Annotated in this window: 14 protein-coding genes; 4 read left to right on the top strand and 10 right to left on the bottom strand. The window is 74.1% G+C overall.

Features of this window, described 5'->3' with window-relative positions; all coding sequences use genetic code 11:
• Positions 1-85: 85 nt before the first annotated feature.
• Entirely contained in the window at positions 86-2,443 is a 2,358-nt protein-coding gene (locus AB0K07_RS24745; RefSeq protein WP_363758013.1) for a pyruvate dehydrogenase, read from the top strand.
• Positions 2,444-2,716: 273 nt separating this feature from the next.
• Here AB0K07_RS24745 and AB0K07_RS24740 read toward each other — a convergent pair whose 3' ends face one another.
• The 3 genes from AB0K07_RS24740 to AB0K07_RS24730 form a co-directional block, all read right to left on the bottom strand.
• Positions 2,717-4,285 (bottom strand): metallophosphoesterase, encoded by a 1,569-nt coding sequence (locus AB0K07_RS24740; RefSeq protein WP_363758011.1) that lies wholly within the window; start codon positions 4,283-4,285, stop codon positions 2,717-2,719.
• Between the two features lie 61 nt (positions 4,286-4,346).
• Positions 4,347-5,519, bottom strand: a complete 1,173-nt coding sequence (locus tag AB0K07_RS24735) for a PQQ-dependent sugar dehydrogenase (protein WP_363758009.1) — start codon at positions 5,517-5,519, stop codon at positions 4,347-4,349.
• A gap of 93 nt (positions 5,520-5,612) precedes the next feature.
• A complete protein-coding gene (locus AB0K07_RS24730) occupies positions 5,613-7,430 on the bottom strand; it encodes a SpoIIE family protein phosphatase (RefSeq protein ID WP_363758007.1) in 1,818 nt (605 codons plus the stop codon).
• Positions 7,431-7,605: 175 nt separating this feature from the next.
• Here AB0K07_RS24730 and AB0K07_RS24725 point away from each other — a divergent pair, with 175 nt between their 5' ends.
• A complete protein-coding gene (locus AB0K07_RS24725) occupies positions 7,606-8,532 on the top strand; it encodes a 2-hydroxyacid dehydrogenase (protein WP_363758005.1) in 927 nt (308 codons plus the stop codon).
• Between the two features lie 12 nt (positions 8,533-8,544).
• Here AB0K07_RS24725 and AB0K07_RS24720 read toward each other — a convergent pair whose 3' ends face one another.
• Entirely contained in the window at positions 8,545-8,922 is a 378-nt protein-coding gene (locus tag AB0K07_RS24720; RefSeq protein WP_363758003.1) for a PH domain-containing protein, read from the bottom strand.
• A gap of 216 nt (positions 8,923-9,138) precedes the next feature.
• On the opposite strand from AB0K07_RS24720, the gene AB0K07_RS24715 reads away from it, so the two are divergent.
• Entirely contained in the window at positions 9,139-11,700 is a 2,562-nt protein-coding gene (locus tag AB0K07_RS24715; protein ID WP_363758001.1) for a GGDEF domain-containing phosphodiesterase, read from the top strand.
• A 22-nt stretch (positions 11,701-11,722) separates the two neighbouring features.
• Here the strand turns inward: AB0K07_RS24715 and AB0K07_RS24710 are convergent, their stop codons facing one another.
• The gene (locus tag AB0K07_RS24710) at positions 11,723-12,742 is read right to left on the bottom strand and encodes a LacI family DNA-binding transcriptional regulator (RefSeq protein WP_363757999.1); all 1,020 of its coding nucleotides are present in this window, start codon (positions 12,740-12,742) and stop codon (positions 11,723-11,725) included.
• A gap of 300 nt (positions 12,743-13,042) precedes the next feature.
• Between AB0K07_RS24710 and AB0K07_RS24705 the strand changes: the two genes are divergently transcribed.
• Positions 13,043-15,493 carry a glycoside hydrolase family 2 protein gene (locus AB0K07_RS24705; protein ID WP_363757997.1) on the top strand — a complete coding sequence of 817 codons (2,451 nt, stop codon included), beginning with the start codon at positions 13,043-13,045 and terminating at the stop codon, positions 15,491-15,493.
• A 159-nt stretch (positions 15,494-15,652) separates the two neighbouring features.
• Here AB0K07_RS24705 and AB0K07_RS24700 read toward each other — a convergent pair whose 3' ends face one another.
• The 5 genes from AB0K07_RS24700 to AB0K07_RS24680 are packed head-to-tail and all read right to left on the bottom strand — an operon-like array spanning position 15,653 to position 19,898.
• Positions 15,653-16,396 (bottom strand): copper homeostasis protein CutC, encoded by a 744-nt coding sequence (locus tag AB0K07_RS24700; protein ID WP_363757995.1) that lies wholly within the window; start codon positions 16,394-16,396, stop codon positions 15,653-15,655.
• Positions 16,393-17,409, bottom strand: a complete 1,017-nt coding sequence (locus AB0K07_RS24695; protein ID WP_363757993.1) for an asparaginase — start codon at positions 17,407-17,409, stop codon at positions 16,393-16,395. Before AB0K07_RS24695 ends, AB0K07_RS24700 begins: the two co-directional genes overlap by 4 nt.
• Entirely contained in the window at positions 17,406-18,275 is an 870-nt protein-coding gene (locus AB0K07_RS24690) for an amino acid ABC transporter permease (RefSeq protein WP_363757991.1), read from the bottom strand. Before AB0K07_RS24690 ends, AB0K07_RS24695 begins: the two co-directional genes overlap by 4 nt.
• Complete coding sequence (locus tag AB0K07_RS24685) at positions 18,272-18,916, bottom strand: amino acid ABC transporter permease (protein ID WP_363757989.1); 645 nt, start codon at positions 18,914-18,916, stop codon at positions 18,272-18,274. The genes AB0K07_RS24690 and AB0K07_RS24685 overlap by 4 nt, the downstream gene beginning before the upstream one ends.
• 16 nt (positions 18,917-18,932) lie before the next feature.
• Positions 18,933-19,898: a glutamate ABC transporter substrate-binding protein gene (locus tag AB0K07_RS24680; RefSeq protein WP_363757987.1), complete on the bottom strand. Its 966-nt coding sequence runs from the start codon at positions 19,896-19,898 to the stop codon at positions 18,933-18,935.
• Positions 19,899-20,011 lie beyond the last annotated feature (113 nt).

Genomic DNA, 20,011 nt, shown 5'->3' with positions numbered 1-20,011 from the left:
GGCGGCCTGCAACCCCTGTCGCGTACGCGGCCACCCCGCGTCCCCCTCGCGAGGGCGTCAACGGCGACGCCCGGATGGAGTCACCGTGAACCAGCACGACCTCGATGTCCTCGACGAGATCCAGCGGCGGGTGCTCTGGCTCGCCACCCGGATCGTGGACGCCGCCAACCACGACCGGGCCACCGGCGACGGGGTTAAGGTCGGCGGGCACCAGGCGTCCAGCGCCTCGCTGGTCACCGCGATGACCGCGCTCTGGTTCGCGCACCTGGACGCCGAGGACCGGGTGGCCGTCAAGCCGCACGCCTCCCCGGTGTTCCACGCCATCCAGTACCTGCTCGGCAACCTGGACCGCTCATACCTGCCCCGGCTGCGGGCCCGCGGCGGCCTCCAGTCGTACCCGTCGCGCACCAAGGACCCCGACGAGGTGGACTTCTCCACCGGCTCGGTCGGTCTCGGCGCGGCGGCGCCGCTCTTCGCCGCCGCCACCCGGCGCTACGTCGACGCGCACTTCGGCGCCCGACCGCACTCCCGGTTCGTCGCGCTGATCGGCGACGCCGAGCTGGACGAGGGCAACATCTGGGAGGCGGTCGCCGATCCCGCCACCACCGGCCTGGGCAACGTCATGTGGCTGGTCGACTTCAACCGCCAGTCGCTGGACCGCGTGGTCCCGGGCATCCGGATCAACCAGTGGCGCGGCCAGTTCGAGGCGGCCGGCTGGCACGTCGTGGAGGTCAAGTACGGCCGGCGGCTCGCCGAGGCGTACGCCCGGCCGGGCGGCGAGGTGCTGCGCGACTGGATCGACGCGATGCCCAACGAGCAGTACCAGTCGCTGTTCGGGCTGGCCGGCCCGGCGCTGCGCAAGCAGTTCCTGGACGGCGCGCCGGCCGAGGTGGGCGCCTTCGTCGAGGGCATCGCCGATGAGGAGCTGGGCCCCCTCGTCACCGACCTCGGCGGGCACGACCTCCAGGCGATGCTCGACGCGTACGCCCAGTGCGACGCGGTCACCGACCGCCCCAGCGTCGTCTTCGCGTACACGGTGAAGGGTTGGGGTCTGCCCATCGCCGGCAACCCGCGCAACCACTCGGCGCTGCTCAGCACAGAGCAGGTCGACGTGCTGCGCGCCGCGCAGGGGCTGACCCGGGAGACCGAGTGGGACCGCCTCGACCCGGCGTCCCCCGCCGGCATCCGGGCCGGCGCCCGCCGGGAGGCGCTGTCCCGCGCGCCCCGCGAGCGCGCGCTCGGGGTCACCGTTCCGGAGAGCACGGGAGTACGCGCGGCCAAGCCGATCTCCACCCAGGAGGTCTTCGGTCGCGTGCTGGTGGACCTGGCCCGGGACCGGGAGGTTGGCCGCTACCTGGTGACGACGGCGCCGGACGTGGCCACCTCCACCAATCTCGCCGGGTTCATCAACAAGACCGGGGTGTTCGCCCCCACCGAGCAGCGTTCCTGGACCGAGGACCGGATGCTGCGCTGGACCGAGAGCCCCGCTGGGCAGCACATCGAGCTGGGCATCTCGGAGATGAACCTGTTCCTGCTGCTGGGCCAGCTCGGCCTGTCGTGGGATCTGTCCGGGCAGCCGCTGCTGCCGGTGGGCACGGTCTACGACCCGTTCGTGCTGCGCGGCCTGGACGCGTTCCTGTACGGCACCTACTCCGGCTCCCGGTTCGTGGTGGCCGGCACCCCGTCGGGCATCACCCTGGCCCCGGAGGGCGGCGCACACCAGTCCACCATCACCGCCTCCGTCGGGCTGGAGCTGCCCGGGGTGACCTTCGTCGAGCCGGCGTACGCGGCCAGCCTGGACTGGCTGCTCTGCGACGCGCTCGGGCAGATCGCCGGCGGGTCGACCCCGGCCGCGACCGCCGCGCCGACCGAGGACGGGGCGTACTACTTCCGGCTGAGCACCCGGCCACTGGACCAGGCGCCGTTCGAGGCGGCCCGGGCCCGGCTCGGCGACGCGGTGCTGCGCCGGCAGGTGGTGGCCGGGGCGTACCGGCTGGTCGACGCGCACCAGGCGTACCCGCACCTGGCCGACGCCCCGGTGGTGCAGCTGGCCGCCTCCGGCGCGGTGCTGCCCGAGGTGCTGGCCGCCGCCGCGGAGCTGGCCGAGGAGGGCGTCGCCGCGCACGTGGTGGACGTGACCTCGCTGGACCGGCTCTACCGCGCCTGGCAGCGCACCCTGCGCCAGGGCGTGCGGACGGCCACCGTGCCGAGCGTGCCGGGCGCGCTGCGGTCCGCGTTCGCCGACCGGGTGCCGGTGGTGACCGTGCACGACGCGGCGTCGCACGCGATGGCCTGGCTCGGTTCGGCGCTCGGCGCGCCGGCGGTGCCCCTCGGGGTGGACGAGTTCGGCCAGTCCGGCAGCGTGGCCGAGCTGTACGAGCTGCACGACCTGCTGCCCGGCAGCATCGTCAACGCCGCCCTGGCCGCCATCGCCCTGCGCTGACCCGCATACGCCTCTCGGCGCGCCGGTCTGTTCATGCCGTAACGGACAGTAACCCGGTCTCACCTCTCGGCAGGACCTGCAGCCTCCTTTGCTCTGCTTCAACAGACGCAACACTGGCCTGAGCTGCGGGAGCGTCCGTGGCGGCGCGGACGCACGGTTACTGTGGGTCACTGTTGCGCCCGTTGAAGCAGAGCAAAGGCGGCGAGCTGACTACGCCGGTCCCGGCCGGCCGGCGCGCCCGGTCGTCCCGGCAGCGGGTTCAACCCTCACGGTTCAGCGGGTCGGGGTGGGGGTGACCGAGGGGGACGGCCCCGCGGTCGGCCCCTCCACCACGTGCCGTTCCAGGTTGACCTGGGCCTGCCCGGTGCCGCCGACGGTGATGTCGTCGTACGCCTGGAGCATCTTCTGCGGGTCGAAGTAGAGCACGCTCATCGACAGGGGGGTCGGCTTCTCACCCTCCAGGCCGCGCAGCCCGGCGCCGCCGGTGGAGCCCTCCACCATCAGCGTGGTGGGCTGCTGCCCGGGTGCCTGAGGCAGCTTGGAGATCTGCCGGGAATGGGTGTGCCCGGCCAGCACCAGCGGGCAGGTGCCGGCGAGCGGCCCGGCCGACGCCGGGTCGTGCACCAGCGCGATGTTCACCGGACGCGGTGCGCGGCGCACCGTGGCGGCGAGCTGCTCGCCGGCCCCGATCACCTGGTCGGCCACCTGCTGGGTCAGCCCGCTGCCGGCGGGGGACGTGTTCTTGTCCGGGGTGAAGCGCGGGTCGCCGATGCCGGCGATGGTCAGCCCGGCGACCGTGGTCGTCGAGTTGTTCAGCACGATCGCGTTGGGTTGGCGGGCCACCGCGGCGCCGGTCCGTCCCGAGTCGTGGTTGCCCCGGATGAAGACGTACGGCTTCTTCAGCAGGCTGATCGAGCCGACGAAGGACGCCTCCGGCTCGCTGCCCCAGTCGGTGATGTCCCCGGTGTCGATCACCACGTCGATGTCGAACTGCTCCACCACCGTCCGGATCAACTGCCAACCGGTCGGGTTGAGGTGCATGTCGGAGACGTGCAGCACCCGGGTGGTGCCCGGGGCCGGCTCGTACACCGGCAGCGCCGACACCGTGGTGTAGAGCTGGCTGACGTTGCCGACGATGCGTTGCAGCTGCTCGGCGTACTTCGTGTAGTCGTTGGCGATGCGGCGGGCGTCACCGACGATGGCCGGCGCGTTGACCAGCAGCCCCTCGTAGCGCGGTTCCTCTATTGCCTGCGGACGCAGGGTGGCCGCCGCCGTGCCGAGGCTCCCGGCGGTGATCAGCAGCGCCAGCCCGCCCGCCCAGGCGGTGCGCCGCACGTCGCGGAACGCCAGCCCGGCCAGGATCAGGGTCACCAGCACCGCCGAGGCGAGGGTCCGCAAACCGAGCCGCATCACCCCGGACCGGACGTCCTCGACGGCGCTCTGGCTGGCCCGGCTGATGCTGGCCGGGTCGTCGAGCAGCGCCTCGGTGCGCCCCTGGTCCAGTGCGCCGAGCCGCACGGTGAGGTGCATCGGCCCGTCGTGGCTGTCGAGCAGCAGCGCGCCGAGCGGCGGCACGGCGACGGTGGTGCCGCCGTCGGTGGCGGGGGAGAGGCTGAGGTTGGCCCGGAACGGCCCGATGTCGGTGTCCACCCGGCCGCCGGCGAGCACCCCGAGCACCGCACCGGCCAGGGCCACGGCGAGCACGGCGAGGATCACCCCGGTACGGCGCACGGGACCCGGCCGGTCGTCCCGCCGGCCGGCCCACCACCGCGGCGCACGCTCGGTCACCGGCTCGTCCCGGTCCCCGGCGCCGTCGTGCTGCTCGTCGTGCTGCCCGTCCATGGTGAAAGTCTGACCTGCCCGTCGGAGGATCTTGGCAAACCTGACCGGATGGTGACGCGAATCAGCTGCGACCCCCGTCGCCGCCGGCGAAGACCACCCGCAGGAGACGGTCGTCGTCGGCCGCCGGATCGCCCCGCCCGTCGTGGTTGGAGGTGCTCACCCAGAGTGACCCGTCCGGCGCCGCCGCCACCGCGCGCAGCCGGCCGTACCGGTTGGTGAGCAGCTCGCTGGGCTGCCCGAGCAGCGTGCCGGTGTCGGTCAGCTCCATCACCCAGAGCCGCTTGCCGCGCAGGCAGCCGGTGACCAGCAGCCGGTCGGTGGCGGCCAGGCCCGAGCAGGACGCGTCCGAGGTCGCCCACTGGGTGATCGGGTCGGTGTACCGCTTGTCGCCGGCCCGCCCCTCGACCTCCGGCCAGCCGTAGTTGCCACCCTTGGTGATCTGGTTGATCTCATCCCAGGTGTTCTGGCCGAACTCGACGGCGTACATCCGTTTGGCGGCGTCCCAGGTGAAGCCCTGCACGTTGCGGTGCCCGAGGGACCACACCGGTGAGCCGGGGTACGGATTGCCCGCGGCGGGCTTGCCGTCCGGGGTGATCCGCAGGATCTTGCCGCCGAGACTCTTCACGTCCTGGGAGTTCGGGCGCTGCCCGGCGTCGCCGGTGCTGACGTAGAGCTGCCCGTCCGGGCCGAAGCCCAGCCCGCCGCCGTTGTGCACGTTCGCCTTAGGGATGCCGGTGAGGATCGGGGTGGGCTGCCCGCCGAGTTGCAAGCGGACGACCCGGTTGTCCTGCTCCGCGGTGTAGTAGACGAAGACCGTCCGGTCGCGCGCGTAGCCGGGGGAGACGGCGATGCCGAGCAGCCCACCCTCGCCCGCCGCCGCCACGTCGGTGATCGTCTGCACCACGCGGATCCGCATTCCGTCCGGCCCGGACTCGGGCCCGACCTGGAGGATCCGGCCGTTGTCCCGCTCGGTGACCAGCGCCCCGCCGTCGGGCAGGAAGGCGATGGCCCAGGGCACCCGCAGCCCCTTGGCCAGCACGGTCGTCACCGCCTGCTGCGCGGCGCCGCCGGGGCCAGCCGACGCCGACGGGGTCGGCAGGTTGGGCGGCTCGCCGGCCGGGTCCGGCTCGGGCTCGCCGAAACTGCAACCGGCGGTGAGGAGCAGCGCCGCACAGGACGCCGCGAGGACCGCGCGGAGGCGGCGGGTGCGAGAGTACGGGGGACGGGCGCTCACCCGGCCCAGGGTAGCCCGCCGGACGGCCCGGACGGGCCCGACGGGATCCGACCGGCCGCCAGCGGCGGGGGCGGGTGCTCGCGCGTGGACCGCTCAGCGGGCCCGTACGGCCAGCAGCGCGGTGTCGTCCTCGCGGTGCCCGATCGAGGCGAGCAGCAGGTCGCACAGCTCGTCGAGGGGCAGCGTGTCGGTGCCGGCCAGCCGGGCCACCAGCTCGGCCAGCCCGTCGTCGATGGACCGGTCCCGCCGCTCGATCAGCCCGTCCGTGTAGAGCAGCAGCGTGTCGCCGACGGCCAGGCTGGTCGACCGGCTGGTTCGCCGCGACGGGCGGGCCAGGCCGAGCAACGGCTCCGGCGTCGCTTCGAGGAGATCCACCGCCCCGCCGGCGCGGACCAGCAGGGCCGGCGGGTGCCCGGCGTTGCACCAGGTCACCTCCCGGGTGCCGGACCGCCCGGGACGGATCCGGACCAGCGTGGCGGTGGCCGCGATCGGCAGCCGCAGGCCGCGCATCGCGCCGTCCAGGTGGGTCATCAGCTCGGCGACCGTGTCCGGCCGGCCGAACGCGTTGCCGCGTACCAGGTTGCGCAGCTGGCCCATGGTCGCCGCCGCCTCGATGTCGTGCCCGGCGACGTCCCCGATCGCCGCGATCAGATCCCCGTCGGGTTGGACGAAGGCGTCGTACCAGTCGCCGCCCACCTCCACCCGGTCGGCCGCCGGCTGGTAGCGGGCCGCGAGTTCCAGCGCCGGTACGACCGGCAGCCGCGGCAGCATGCTGTGTTGCAGGACCTCGGCGACGTGCCGCTGCTCGCCGTACATCGAGCTGTTGCCGATCGCCTGCCCGGCCCGGCGGCCGATGTCGATCGCGGTGAGCAGGTCGCGGTCGTCGAACTGCTGGCGTTCGGGATCGTTGACGAGGGTGATCGCGCCCAGCACGGTGCCGCTCGCGGCCCGCACCGGCACGCTCAGGTAGGAGGCGATCCCCAGGCGGTCGGCGATCGACGCCATCTCCGGGTTCGTGGTCCCCCGCTCCACGTCGGCCAGCGACGCCACGCCGCCGAGCCGGGGCTGGCCGGTCCGCAACACCGCCCGGATCATCGACTCCGGGCTCAGCCCGCTCCGCAGCAGATCGGCGAAGCGGTCGACGTCCGCCGTCCGGGCCGGATCGCGGTGCACCGCGACCACCTCGCGGGGCAGGCCGGTCGGCCCGACCAGCGTGAGCAGGCACCAGTCGGCGAGCAGCGGCACCATCCTCGCGGCCAGCCGGCGCAGTGCGGTGCCCACGTCCAGCGTCCCGGCCAGCGTCTCGCTCACCCCGGCGAGCATCTCCAGCCGTTTGTGCGCCTGCACGACCCGCTGCCGGTCCTTCTCAGCTCCGTCCAGCGCGATCCGCAGTCGCAACTCCGACGAGCAGGCGGCAGCCAGGTCGGCCAGTGTCTGCAGCTGCCCGGCGGTCCAGACCCGAGGCTTGCTGTCGATGGCGCACAGTGAGCCGAGCACCCGGCCGGTGAGGTCGGTCAGCGGCATCCCGGCGTACGCGACCACGCCGAGGTCGTCGATGGCCAGGTTGTCCCGTACCCGGGGGTAGAGGCGGGCGTCCGGCAGCACCATCGGCACCTCCATGTCCACCACGTGCTGGCAGAAGGAGTGGGTCAGCGGGGTGTGCCGGCGCTCCGCCCAGGGCGAGGGCAACCCGACCGCGCCCGGGAAGAACTGCCGGTCGGCGGAGACCAGGGAGACCAGCGCGACCGGAACGTCGAGCAGGTCACTGACCAGCCGCGCGAACCGCTCGAACGCCTCGTCCGGTGCGGCGTTCAGCCCGGTGTCGGCCAGCGCCCGCAGCCGTGCCGGATCGCTGAGCGCCGGGGGCGGGGCGATCAGGCGCAGGGGGCGGGCGGGGGAGCCGTCGGTCATCGTCAACCTGTCTTCCGGGATGGAGGCCGACCGGCGCTCCGACCATTCGTTATACCTCGTTCGGGCCCGGGCCGAACATCGGTGAGTCCCGCCCGCCCCCGGCGCCGCGCCCCCCGGGTCCCGTTCGCCGCCGTGCCCGCACCGTCCACCCGGGCGGGGGCTATCGTCGGCGGACGTGAAGGTATGGATCCCACACCAGGCCGGCCTCGATCTCCTCGGCGAGCTGCCGCCGGACGTGACGGTGGAGGTCGTCGAGCACGCCGACCGGCTGCCGTCGGCGGCGACCGGCGTGCGGTTCTGGGTGCCGCCGTTCCTGGCCGGTTCGGACGCGACCGCCCTGTTGCACGAGCTGCCCGATCTGGCGGCGGTGCAGCTGCTCTCCGCCGGGGCGGACGCCTGGGCCGGCCGGATGCCGGCAGGTGTCACGCTCTGCGACGCCCGGGGGGTGCACGATCCGTCCACCGCCGAGTGGGTCGTCACCGCGATCCTGGCCCAGCTGCGGGCGTTCCCGGCCTTCGTCCGGGCGCAGGCCGACCGGCGGTGGGCGTTCCACGAGGTCGCCCCGACCGACGAGCTGACCGGCAAGCGGGTGCTCATCGTCGGGGCCGGGTCGATCGGCACCGCGGTACGGGACCGGCTCGCCCCGTTCGAGGTGAGCTTCACCCTGGTCGCCCGGACCGCCCGGCCCGAGCAGGGGGTGCACGGCGTCGACGAGCTGCCCCGGCTGCTGCCCGAGGCCGATGTCGTGGTGGTGCTGGTGCCGCTCACCGACCAGACCCGCGGTCTGATCGACAAGGAGTTCCTGGCCGCCATGCCGGACGGGGCGCTGCTGGTCAACGGGGCCCGGGGCCCGGTGGCCCGCACCGAGGCGCTCGTCGCCGAACTGGGCACCGGCCGGATCTCGGCGGCGCTGGACGTCACCGACCCCGAGCCACTGCCCGCCGACTCCCCGCTGTGGACGATGCCGAACGTGCTGCTCACCCCGCACGTGGCGGGGTCGGTGCGAGGGCTGCTGCCGCGCGCCTACCGGCTGGTCGGCGATCAGGTGCGGCGGTTCGTCGCCGGCAAACCGCTCATCAACGCGGTGGTCGACGGGTACTGACGGGGAAAGGTCTCAGCCGGCCGCGTCGGGCAGCGTCTGGCCGGTGGCGGCGACCAGCCGGGGCAGGTCCGCGCCGCGTACCGCCGGCAGGACGACCTGCTGGCCGTCGTCGAGGCGGGCGACCACCCGCCCGCGCGCGTCGGTGGCCAGCTCGACGACCCGGTCCCAGCCGATCCGGCGCTGCCCCGCCAGCGCCCGCAGGCGCAGCTCCCGAGGGTCCGCGTCGGTGCCGGCCCGCCAGGCCCACAGCGCCACCGCGAGCGGGACGAGCAGCACCGGCAGCAGGTACCCCCGGGCGTTGGCCAGCGGAAGGGCACCGATGAAGGCGATGACCGCGGCCACCAGGATGGCTTGGTTGTACCGGAAGCGGACCGTGTCGGGCGTACTCACCCTCTGATGATCCCACCACCGGCCGGTCCGGCTCACGGCGGGCAGTGCCCGGCCGGCCGGTCAGGCCGTACAGTGACACGGGTCGCTGGCTCCTTTGGGTGACCGACGCGTAACCGATCTGGCCGCCGTTCGTTCTCGACTGTTGGGCAGCGGACCCGCAACGCCGCTGCCCACACCGCCGCACCGCCCCCGTGCCCCCTCACGAAGGCGACCGCCGTGCTCCTCGCGTACCCGTTCCGCCTCCTCGTCCCCCGCCGCGCGGCACCGGAGGCCGCCGTGTCCGCGGCGGTGGCGCTGCTCGTCCTCGCCGGTGCCGCCGACCTGGTCCCGACCTCGGTGGTGATCGCGCTGGCCGGCGGCGCGGGCGCCACTCTCGCCGGGGTACGCCTCTCCCGGCTGGCCACCCGACGCCCCACCGACACGTCGCCCGGCGAGCTGTCGCCCGCCGACCCCCCGACCCCCGAGCCCTGGCGCGCCGATCCGCCGCCCGGCGGGCCGACCCCGGTCGATCCCACCGCCACGACGCCGTCGACGTCCACGCCGGCCGGCTCCGGCCAGGGCGCGTCCGGCGGGACGCCGGTGGCGCGCCCGGTCGGGCGGGCCGCCCGGCGGCGGGCGGCCCGGCGTGCGGCGGGCGTGCTGCTCGACGCGGCGGTGGTGGCGGCCGGCCTCACCGCGGCCGTGCTGCCGCTGGCCGACACCGGGCACCGGCCCGCCGCGCTGATCGGGTTGCTGGTCGTGGGCGCCCTGTCCACGGCCGGCCTGCGCCGGCTTCCCAACCGGACCCGGCCACCGGCCCGGGTCCGGCTGCGCCACCTGGTCGAGGCGACCGGCCCCGCCGTGGGGCTGGCCCTCGCCGCCTGGCTGCTGCTGCCCCGCGACGTCCTGCCGGTGCCCGCTCGGCTGGTCGCGGCGTTGGCGCTCGGCGGGCTGGGCATGGCCGCGCTCCGTGCGTTCACCGGCGCACACCGGCGTTCGGGCGCCGCGATCTGCCGGGGTGGGGTTCTGCTCACCCTGGCCGGGCTGGCGCTGCTGGCCACCCTGCCGGCCGGTCGGGCGGCGCTGCTGGCCGTACCACCGCTGGTGCTCGGGATGCTGCTCACCGCGCTCGGTGCGGGCGACGCGATGGTTGCCGCCGGCGCGGAGCCGGCCGTGGGTGGGCTCTCCCCGGCCTGGCCCCGCTCGGTGCTCCCGGCGGCGTTGCTGCTGCTGGCGGCGGGGCTGCACCTGGGCGGCGGGCGTTCACCGGACCGGATGAGCGTGCTGCTGGCCGTGGCCGCGGTGCCGCCGCTGGTGCTGCGCGAGCTGCTGCGCTCCGGTGACGCGGCCACCCCCGACCGGCGTGCCGCCCACCGCCGGCGAGCCGGTCGGGCCGTCCGGCACCGCCGCGCGGCCCAGCCGCGCTGGCTCGGCGCGTCGGACCGGTGGGCCGGTACGCCCGACGACGGGTCGGCCACCTCGGACGGCGTCGGCTCGACCTGGCCGCCCGACGGTGAGGTGTCCTGGCCGGCGTTCAGCCCCCGATCCGTTCCGGCTGGTGGCGGCGGTCCGGGCGACCGGGCGGCCCTGCTGGACGCCCTCGCCGCGATCGGCGACGTGCCGGCGCCGTCCGGCGCGCTGCTGCTGGTCGACCTGCACGGCGTGGACGGGATCGGCCCGGCGGTCAGGGACGACGTGCTGGCCGAGGCGGTCCGCCGGGCACGCGAGATCGTCGGCCCCGGCGACCTGGTCACCGGGTGCGCCGGTGCCGGCTTCGCGGTGGTCACCGCCGCCGGCCCGGTGCTGGCGTACGCGATGGGCACCCGGCTGCTGACCGCGCTCACCCCGCCCTACCGGCTGGCCGGTTCGGTGCTGCGGATGCAGGCGAGCATCGGGTTGGCCGAGGTGGGCGGGGCCGGGCCGGCGGACGTGCTCCGCCAGGCCGAACTGGCCCGGCGGCGGGCGGTGCAGCTGGGCCGGGACCGGGTCGAGTGGTACGACGCGTTCCTGGAGGAGCAGCTGGTCCGCCGGCTCGACCTGGAACGGGAGCTGCCGGGTGCGGTGGCGCGCGGCGAGCTGGACCTGGTCTACCAGCCGGTGCTCGACCTGGCCGGCCGGCAGCCGGTGGGCGCCGAGGCGCTGCTGCGCTGGCGCAGCCCCGTGCTCGGCACGGTGCTCCCGGCCGAGCTGCTGCCGGTCGCCGAGGACCTGGACCTGATCGGCGAGCTGGAGTGGTGGGTGCTGGACCGCGCCTGCCGCCAGTTGGGCGACTGGTCGGCGGGCACCCGGGAGCTGTGGATGGCGGTCAACGTCACCACCCGGGAGCTGACCACACCCGACTTCGTGCAGCGCGCCGCGGCCGTGCTGGCCGCGTACGGGGTGTCACCGGAGCGGCTGGTGGTGGAGGTGGCCGAGCCGAGGGTCGCCGCCGACCTGCCGACCGTGGTGGCCCGGCTGGCCGGCCTGCGGTCGCTGGGCGTCCGCACGGCGCTGGACGACTTCCGGGCCGAGCACGCCTCGCTGGCCCAGCTGCGCCGGCTGCCGATCGATTTGCTCAAGGTGGGCCCGGAGCTGGTGGGCGCCCGACCGGACGGGCAGCCGCCGCTGATCGACGTGGTGGTCAACGTCGGCGAGCGGCTGGGGGTGGAGATCGTCGCCGAGGAGCTGGAGTCACCGGCCCAGGTCGAGGGGGCGCACCGGGCCGGCTGCCGGTACGGGCAGGGCTTCGCGCTGGCCCGCCCGGCGACCGCCGAGCGGGTCGAGGCGTACTTCGAGGAGTTCCCCTCGACGTCCCGCTGACCGGTCCATTGGGTGAACCGGTTCACCTTGCCCGGGGCGGTGCCGTGCTGCCGCGCGGCGTGAGGTGGGGGGTTTCGTCCTGGACCCGGGTCGCGGGCTGTCCGGCGATGACGTCGAGCAGTCGCCGGGCCGCGTGGGCGCCGTACGCCGGGATGTCGCGGCCCAGCGCGGTCAGCGGCGGGTGCACGAGCCGGCAGAGCGGGGAGTCGTCCCAGGCCACGATGGACAGATCGCCCGGCACGGAGAGCCCCATCTCCTGGGCCACGGAGAGCCCGGCGATGGCCATCACGTCGTTGTCGTAGATGACCGCGGTGGGCCGCTGGGCGGAGCTGAGCAGGCGGCGGGTGGCGCGCCCGCCCTCCTCGCCGCTGTAGTCGGACCACACGGTGACCGCGTCGACCAGGCCGAGCCGCCGGCACACCTCCGCGAAGGCCTCGGTGCGGATCTCGGTGTGCCGCAGGTCGGGCAGGCCGCCTACCCGGGCGATGCGGCGGTGCCCGAGCGCGGCCAGGTACGCCACCGCCTCGGTCAGCGCGGCCGCGTCGTCGGACCAGACGCTGGCCAGCTCGCCGGTGCCGCCCGGCCCGCCGATCACCACCGCCGGTAGCTGGAGCTGTTCGAGGGCGGGGATGCGCCGGTCGTCGCTGCGCAGGTCGCAGACCAGCACGCCGTCCACCCGGCGCTCGCCCCACCAGCGCCGGTAGACCGCGATCTCGGCGTCCTGGTCGGCGACCACCTGGAGGGTCAGCGCGTACGAGCGGGCGGAGAGCTCGGCCTCGACGCCGCTGATCAGCTCCATGAAGAAGGGTTCGATGCCCAGTATCCGGGCCGGCCGGCACAGGGCGAGGCCGACCGCCTCGGCGGTGGCGCCGGACAGGGCCCGGGCGGCGCTGCTCGGGCTGAACCCGATCTCGGCGGCGATGGCCACGATGCGCTGGCGGGTGGCCTCGGAGACGCCCGGCTGCCCGTTCAGCGCGTACGACACGGCGCCCTTGGACACCCCGGCGCGTCGGGCGACGTCGGCGATGGTCGGCCGCTTCACCGGCGTGCTCCTCCACTCTCTCCGCCCCGAGGGGCCGGGTTTGCTGGTTGCCGTGCACACGCTCGGCCCGACCTGCGGACCGCAGGGCGTGTCGGCGGCCTCAACCTAGCGCAACCGGTGCCGGCGGCCGGTGACCGACCGTCCACGGTCGCATCGGCCGCCGGGCGACCGCCCGGGGCTGCCGTGACAAGCCGTTGACACCCCCTGAACCGGCCCGTACGGTGGCCTCACTTATCCGGTTCAGTCAACGTCTCTCGATGTCGGGAGCGTCCGCGGAATCATGGAAGGTGCGGTGAAATCGTGAGCCGACAGGCGCTCCACGACGGCTGGACCCTGCGGGCGGCGCCCGGAGCGCAGGTCCCGGCGGAGATCGCCGACCGGTCCGTGCCGGCCACCGTGCCCGGTTGCGTACACACCGACCTGCTCGACGCCGGCCTGATCCCCAACCCCTACCTGGACGACAACGAGGTGGCCCTGGCCTGGATCGGGCGCACCGACTGGACCTACCGGACGACCTTCCAACGCCCGGCGGGCGACCACGACCGGCTGGACCTGGTCTGCGCCGGCCTGGACACCGTCGCCACCCTCACCGTCAACGGTGTCGAGGTCGGCCGCACCGAGAACATGCACCGCGGCTACCGGTTCGACGTCCGCTCGCTGCTGCGCGACGGCGACAACGACCTGGTCGTCGCGTTCGGCTCCGCCTACCGGTACGCCGAGGCGCAGCAGGAGCGCCTCGGCGACCGGCCCAACGCCTATCCGGAGCCGTTCCACTTCATCCGCAAGATGGCCTGCAACTTCGGCTGGGACTGGGGGCCGACGCTGGTCACCGCCGGCATCTGGCAGGAGATCGGCCTGCACGCCTGGTCCACCGCCCGGCTGGCCACCGTCCGCCCGCTGGTCACCCTGGCCGGCCGGGACGGTCGGGTCGAGCTGCACGTCGAGGTCGAGCGGGTCGCGGATGTCCCGCTGACCGTCCGGGCCACCGTCGCCGGGGCCCGCGCCGAGGTGGTCGTCCCGGCCGGGCAGCGCACCGCCGTGCTGACCCTCGCCGTCCGCGAGCCCGCGCTGTGGTGGCCCCGGGGGTACGGCGAGCAGGCGCGCCACCCGCTGGAGGTGACCCTGCACGCGCCGGACGGCGACACCCTGGACACCTGGTCCCGGCGGATCGGCTTCCGCTCGGTCCGGCTGGACACCACCCCCGACGAGCACGGCACCTCGTTCGCGCTGTCGATCAACGACGTGCCGGTCTTCGTACGCGGGGTCAACTGGATCCCCGACGACACGTTCCCCACCCGGGTCACCCGGGAACGGCTGGCCGGACGCTTCGACCAGGCCGCCGCCGCCAACATCAACCTGCTGCGGGTCTGGGGCGGCGGCCGGTACGAGTCGGCGGACTTCTACGACCTGGCCGACGAGCGGGGGCTGCTGGTCCAGCAGGACTTCCTGTTCGCCTGCGCCGCGTACCCGGAGGAGGAGCCGTTCGGCAGCCAGGTGGCCGCCGAGGCCGCCGAACAGGTCACCCGGCTCGCGCCGCACCCGTCGCTGGTGCTCTGGACCGGCAACAACGAGAACATCTGGGGCTGGCACGACTGGGACTGGCAGGAGCAGTTGGCCGGGCGCACCTGGGGGCGCGGCTACTACCTGGACGTGCTGCCCCGCATCGTCGGCGAGTTGGACCCGACCCGCCCGTACTGGCCGGGCAGCCCCTGGTCCGGCAGCGAGGAGATCCACCCCAACGACCCGGCGCACGGCACCACCCACATCTGGGACGTGTGGAACACCGACGACTACCTCAAGTACCGGGAGTACGTGCCGCGCTTCGTCGCCGAGTTCGGCTACCAGGGCCCGCCGGCGTACGCCACGCTGCGCCGGGCGCTGAGCGACGAACCCCTCGCCCACGACTCACCGGGCATGGCGCACCACCAGAAGGCGGCCGGCGGCGACGCGAAGCTCCAGCGGGGTCTGGACGCGCACCTGCCCGTCCCGACGGACTTCGACGACTGGCACTACCTGACGCAGCTCAACCAGGCCCGGGCGATCCAGCTCGGGGTGGAGCACTTCCGCTCACACCGGCACGTCTGCGCCGGGACGATCGTCTGGCAGCTCAACGACTGCTGGCCGGTCACCTCCTGGTCGGCCGTCGACGGCGACGGCCGCCGCAAACCCCTGTGGTACGCGCTACGCCACGCGTACGCCGACCGGCTGCTCACCCTCCAGCCCCGCGACGGCGGACTGACGCTGGTCGCCGTGAACGACGGCGGCACGCCCTGGCGCGCGTCGACGTCGGTGACCCGGTCGACCCTCGCCGGCGAGCCCCGGGCGAAGACCACTATGGAGCTGGACGTCCCCGCGTACTCGGCGGTGACGCTGGCGCTGCCGACGGAGCTGGCCCGGCCCGAGGAGGCCCGGCGGGAGCTGCTGGTCGCCGAGGCGGGGGAGAGCGCCGAACGGGCGCTCTGGTTCTTCGCCGAGGACCGGGACATCGACTGGCCGGCGGCGACCTGGGACGCGACGGTCGAGCCGGTCGACGGCGGGCAGCGGGTCCGGGTGACCGCCCGTACGGTGCTGCGCGACCTGACCCTCTTCGCGGACCGGCTGGACCCGTCGGCCGAGGTGGACGAGGCACTGGTCACCCTGCTGCCGGGCGAGTCGGTCACCCTCACCGTGCGCGCCGACACCGCGTTGGAGCCGGCGGCGCTGACCAGCCGCCCGGTGCTGCGCTGCGTCAACGACATCGCGCGGAGCTAGGCCGTTGCCGGCGGTCAGCATCACCGTCGGTCACCTCCGCCGGGGCGGACAGGGCGGTGAGCGGTATACCTCAGAGGCATATTTATACCTGTGCGGTATACCGCTCACGGCGGTTCGGCGACGCCGATCGGCGTGACCGTCGACCGTGCCCCGGATCGGTCAGGCCCGGGCGGCGGCGAGCACCTGGCCGACGAGGGCGCCGGACGTGCCCGACCGTTCGTACTCGGGCCGGTTCAGGCTGCCACCCATCAGCGGTGCCGGGTTGCGGTGCACCGCCGGGCTGTCCGAGCTGACCAGGGCCGCGAAGTGGTACTCGTCGGCGCCCGTCGCGTCGACGATCCGGGCGATGTTGCGGGGCGTGATGCCGCCGCCCGGCATGATGATGATCCGCCCGGCGGCCCGGCGGACCAGGTCGGCGATGAGCGGGGCGCCCTCCAGCACGCTGACCTCCTGGCCGGAGGTGAGCACCCGGTGCACTCCCAGCTCGACCAGCTGCTCCAGCGCGGCGTGCGGGTCGCGGGTCATGTCGAACGCGCGGTGGAAGGTGATGCTGGCGTCACCGGCCGCGGCGATCAGCCGGCGGGTGGTCGGCACGTCGACGTCACCCTCGGCGGTCAGCGCGCCGATCACGATGCCGTGCGCACCGGCCGCCACCGCGGCCCGCACGTCCCGCTCCATCGCCTCGATCTCCAGTGGCGAGTAGATGAAGTCGCCCGCCCGCGGCCGGACGATCACGTGCACCCGGATCCGGGAGACGCTGCGCAGGGTCGTCTCGATGGTGCCCAGGCTGGGCGTCAACCCGCCGTCGAAGAGCGCGGAGCACAGCTCCACCCGGTCGGCGCCGGCCTCCTCGGCGGCGACCGCCCCCTCGACGCTGTCGATGCAGATCTCGAATGTGCTCATGACTCTTCCTTTTCGGTGCGAGAGGGTGCCCGGGTCCAATCGATGACGGCGGTGACGGCGCCGACCGGTTCGCCGCCGCCGAGCACCGGCACCTGGCGCAGCGCGTCGGCTCCGCCGACCGGTACGCCCACGGCGTCCAGGGCGGCGAGGACGATGGCGGTGGTGGCCCGGGGTGAGCCGTCGACCACCTTCACCGCCACCGCGTGGCCATCCGGCGCGGCCACCGCGAGCACGCCCTCGGCGCCGCCCTTGGCGAGCACGCCGGGCAGCGCCCGCATCAGGTCGGTGTTCGGGTGCCCGTGCCAGCCGCCCACGTACTCCGGGTACTGGCGCATGGCCTGGGCGACCGCGGCCTCGTCACTGCCGGCGGGCGCGGTGACCAGCGCCTGGAACGTGCGGGCCAGACCGGTCAGCGACAGGCCGAACAGCGGAGCGCCGCAGCCGTCGACGGCCCGGTGCGCGATCGGCGTACCGGCCAGTCGTGCGACGGTGGCGGCGGTCTCCCGCTGGAGCGGGTGGTCCGGGTCGAGGTAGTCGTGCGTGCTCCAGGAACGCGCGACGCAGGCGACGAGCATCGCGGCGTGCTTGCCGGAGCAGTTCATCCGGATCCGTTCGCGCTGCCCGCCGGCGCGGATCAGCCGGTCCCGGGTCGGCTCGTCCTCCGGCCAGTCCACCGGGCAGCCGAGCGCGTCCTCGGTCAGGCCCGCGTCGGCGAGCATCGCCCGGACCACCTCGACGTGCCGGTCGTCGCCGGTGTGACTGCCGGCGGCGAGGGCCAGGGCCGGACCGGTCAGCGTCTCGGCGCCGCCCGGCCCGGCGTTCGCCGCGACGAGGCAGGCCAGCGCCTGCACCGGCTTGAGGGTGGAGCGGGGGAGCACCGGTTCATCGGGTACGCCGGCGGCGAGCGCGACCGCGCCGTCCGGGTCGAGCACCACGACGCTGCCGTGGTGCCGGCTCTCGACGAAACCGTTGCGGACCACCCGGGCCAGTTCGGCGTAGCGGGGGATGGTCACCGGATGGTGCTCCCTTCCGTGAGCGGCGGTGGCAGGTCCACGGTGCGTCGCCCGCGCCGGCCGCCGAACCGGCCGTTGCGGGCTTGGAGCACGCGGGCGAACTTCGACAGCGAGGCGTTGACCACCAGGTAGATCAGCGCCACCACCAGGAACGTCTGGATCAGCAGATGGGTGTACGACGCGAGCACCTGCCCGCTGTACAGCAGCTCGGTGTAGCTGACCACGAAGCCGAGCGAGGTGTCCTTGAGCAGCCCGACCAGTTGGCTGACCAGGGAGGGGGCGAGCTGGACCAGCGCCTGTGGCAGCACCACCAGCGCCATGACCTGCCCCCGGCGTAGCCCGACCGCGAGGCCGGCCTCGGTCTGCCCCCGGTCCAGGGCGAGGATGCCGGCCCGGAAGATCTCCGCGAACGCCGCCGAGTTGGAGACCACCAGCGGCACCACGAGCTTCCAGAAGAGCGGGAAGTTCAGTCCGTACTGCGGCAGGGCGAACAGCGTCACGTAGATCAGCAGCAGCGCGGGCACGGTCCGGAAGATCTCCACGTACGCGCCGGCCGCCCAGCGCAGCGGTCGGCGCGCCGACAGCCGGCCGAGCGCCAGCAGCAGCCCGAGCACGGCGCTGAGCACGGCGGTCGCGGCGGCGGCGCGCACGGTGGCCCAGAGCCCTGTGAGCAGGTACCGCCAGATCGGCCAGGTGGTGAACGGCTGCCAGCGCTCGGCGGCGAGTTCGCCGTGACTGGCGAACTGGTGCACCGCCGCGACCACGGCGCCGGCCAGGGCGACCGCGCCCATCACGGTGGCGATCCGGATCCGCCGCCGTGCCCGGGGGCCCGGCTCGTCGAAGAGGATCTGTCGGGTCTGGTTCATCGGACGATCGCCAGCCTTCGTTCGAGCACGCCGGTGACCTGACCGATGATCAGCGCCAGCAGCATGTAGGCGAGTCCCGCGCCGGTGAAGACGGCGATCGGCTGGGCCTCGAGGAGGTTCACGTTGTTGGCGGCCTGGGTCAGCTCGACCACTCCGACGGCGGCGGCCAGCGAGGTGTTCATCAGCAGCGCGATGCAGATGTTGCCGATCGGCTGGATCACCGCCCGCAGTCCCTGCGGCAGGATCACGTGCCGCAGGGACTGGCCGAAGGTGAGCCCGATGGCGCGTGCCGCCTCCGCCTGACCGACGCCGACCGTGTTGATCCCGGCCCGGATCGCCTCGGCCAGGTACGCGCCCTCGTAGGCGGCGATGACGATGGCGGCGGAGGTGAACAGCGGAAACGAGATGCCGATGGTCGGCAGCGCGAAGACGAAGAGCACCAGCAGCGCCAGCAGCGGCAGGTTCTGGAGCACCTCGACGTACGCCGTGCCGATGGCGCGCAGCAGCGGGACGGGTGCGATTCGCAGGGTGGCCACGACGATGCCCAGCAGCATCGCCCCGACCGTGGTCACGACGGTCAGTTCGACCGTCGTGACCAGGCCGTGGCCGAGTTGGCTCAGGTGGGCGGTGAGGGCGTCCATCGGCGCGGGAAGCTGCTCAGGAACCGTCGGCGGAACCGATGACCGGCGGCGTGGGCGCCCCGCCCTCGACGACCGAGCCGAGCGTGCCCTCCCAGACCTTCGCCCAGGTGCCGTCGGCCTGGATCTTCTTCAGCCAGTTGTTGACGAACTCCTTGAACTGGGTGTCCTCCCGGTTCAGGCCGATGCCGTACGCCTCGGTGGTGAACGGCTCGCCGACCACCTTCATGCCGGGGTTCGCCTTCGCGTTCGAGGCGAGCAGGGTGAAGTCCTGCACGTACGCCTCGCCGCGGTTCTGCAGCAGCGCCTGCACCGCCTGCGGGTCGGTGCCGAACGCGACCTGCTTGGAGCCGGGGGCGGCGCTGGGCAGCGCGGTGACCGCCGGGGTGTTCGCGCCGACGATGACCGTCTTGCCGGCGAGGTCCTGCACGCTCTTGATCGAGGTGTCGTCCTTGCGGACGGCGACCGCCAGGCCGGAGGTGAGGTAGGGGCCGGCGAAAGCGACCTGGGTGGCCCGCTGCGGGGTGATGGTGTACGTCTGGAAGACGGCGTCCACCGACTTGGCCTGGAGCATGGCCTCCCGGGTCTGCGTGCCGATGGTCGTGGTCTTCACCTCGGGCTTGCCGATGATGTACTTCGCCAGCAGCTTGGCCATGTCGGCGTCGAAGCCCTCGATGGTGCCGCTGACCGGGTTCTGCTGGGACAGCAGCGGGGCGTCCAGCGAGCCGCCGACGATCAGGTGGCCGCGCTTGCGGATCGCGTCCATCGTGGAGCCGGCCGGAATGTCCGCGTCGGAGGCCACCGGGGCGGCGTCGTACACCGACTGGGCGATCACGCCGTCGCCGCCCAGCCCGGGGTTGCCGGGCAGGGCCGGTGCCTTGCCGCCGTCGCCGCCGCAGCCCGCGGTGGCGAGCGCCACCGCGACGGCGGTGGCGCCGAGCACGAGCGAGCGCCGCCTGGTGAAGCTCGTCTTGAGGATTGACATGCCACCCTCCCGTTGGGGGCTAGTGCCCCGTCATGCAGCCTTGAACGGGTAATCCGGATGGCGGATCTTGGAGCCGGCCGCGAATCCGGATTTCGGTTTGGCGCGCCGGTTGC

The organism is Micromonospora sp. NPDC049301 (genome assembly GCF_040678715.1).
Classification (GTDB): Bacteria; Actinomycetota; Actinomycetes; order Mycobacteriales; family Micromonosporaceae; genus Micromonospora.
The sequence above is the reverse complement of the archived record's forward strand: the minus strand, read 5'-3'. Positions and strand labels throughout refer to the sequence as shown.

Excerpts from the sequence above, each read along its gene's own strand:
- AB0K07_RS24700 (WP_363757995.1), bottom strand. The coding sequence starts at position 16,396 with ATGAGCACATTCGAGATCTGCATCGACAGCGTCGAGGGGGCGGTCGCC.
- AB0K07_RS24685 (WP_363757989.1), bottom strand. The coding sequence starts at position 18,916 with ATGGACGCCCTCACCGCCCACCTGAGCCAACTCGGCCACGGCCTGGTC.
- AB0K07_RS24730 (WP_363758007.1), bottom strand. The coding sequence starts at position 7,430 with ATGACCGACGGCTCCCCCGCCCGCCCCCTGCGCCTGATCGCCCCGCCC.
- AB0K07_RS24740 (WP_363758011.1), bottom strand. The coding sequence starts at position 4,285 with ATGGACGGGCAGCACGACGAGCAGCACGACGGCGCCGGGGACCGGGAC.
- AB0K07_RS24690 (WP_363757991.1), bottom strand. The coding sequence starts at position 18,275 with ATGAACCAGACCCGACAGATCCTCTTCGACGAGCCGGGCCCCCGGGCA.
- AB0K07_RS24680 (WP_363757987.1), bottom strand. The coding sequence starts at position 19,898 with ATGTCAATCCTCAAGACGAGCTTCACCAGGCGGCGCTCGCTCGTGCTC.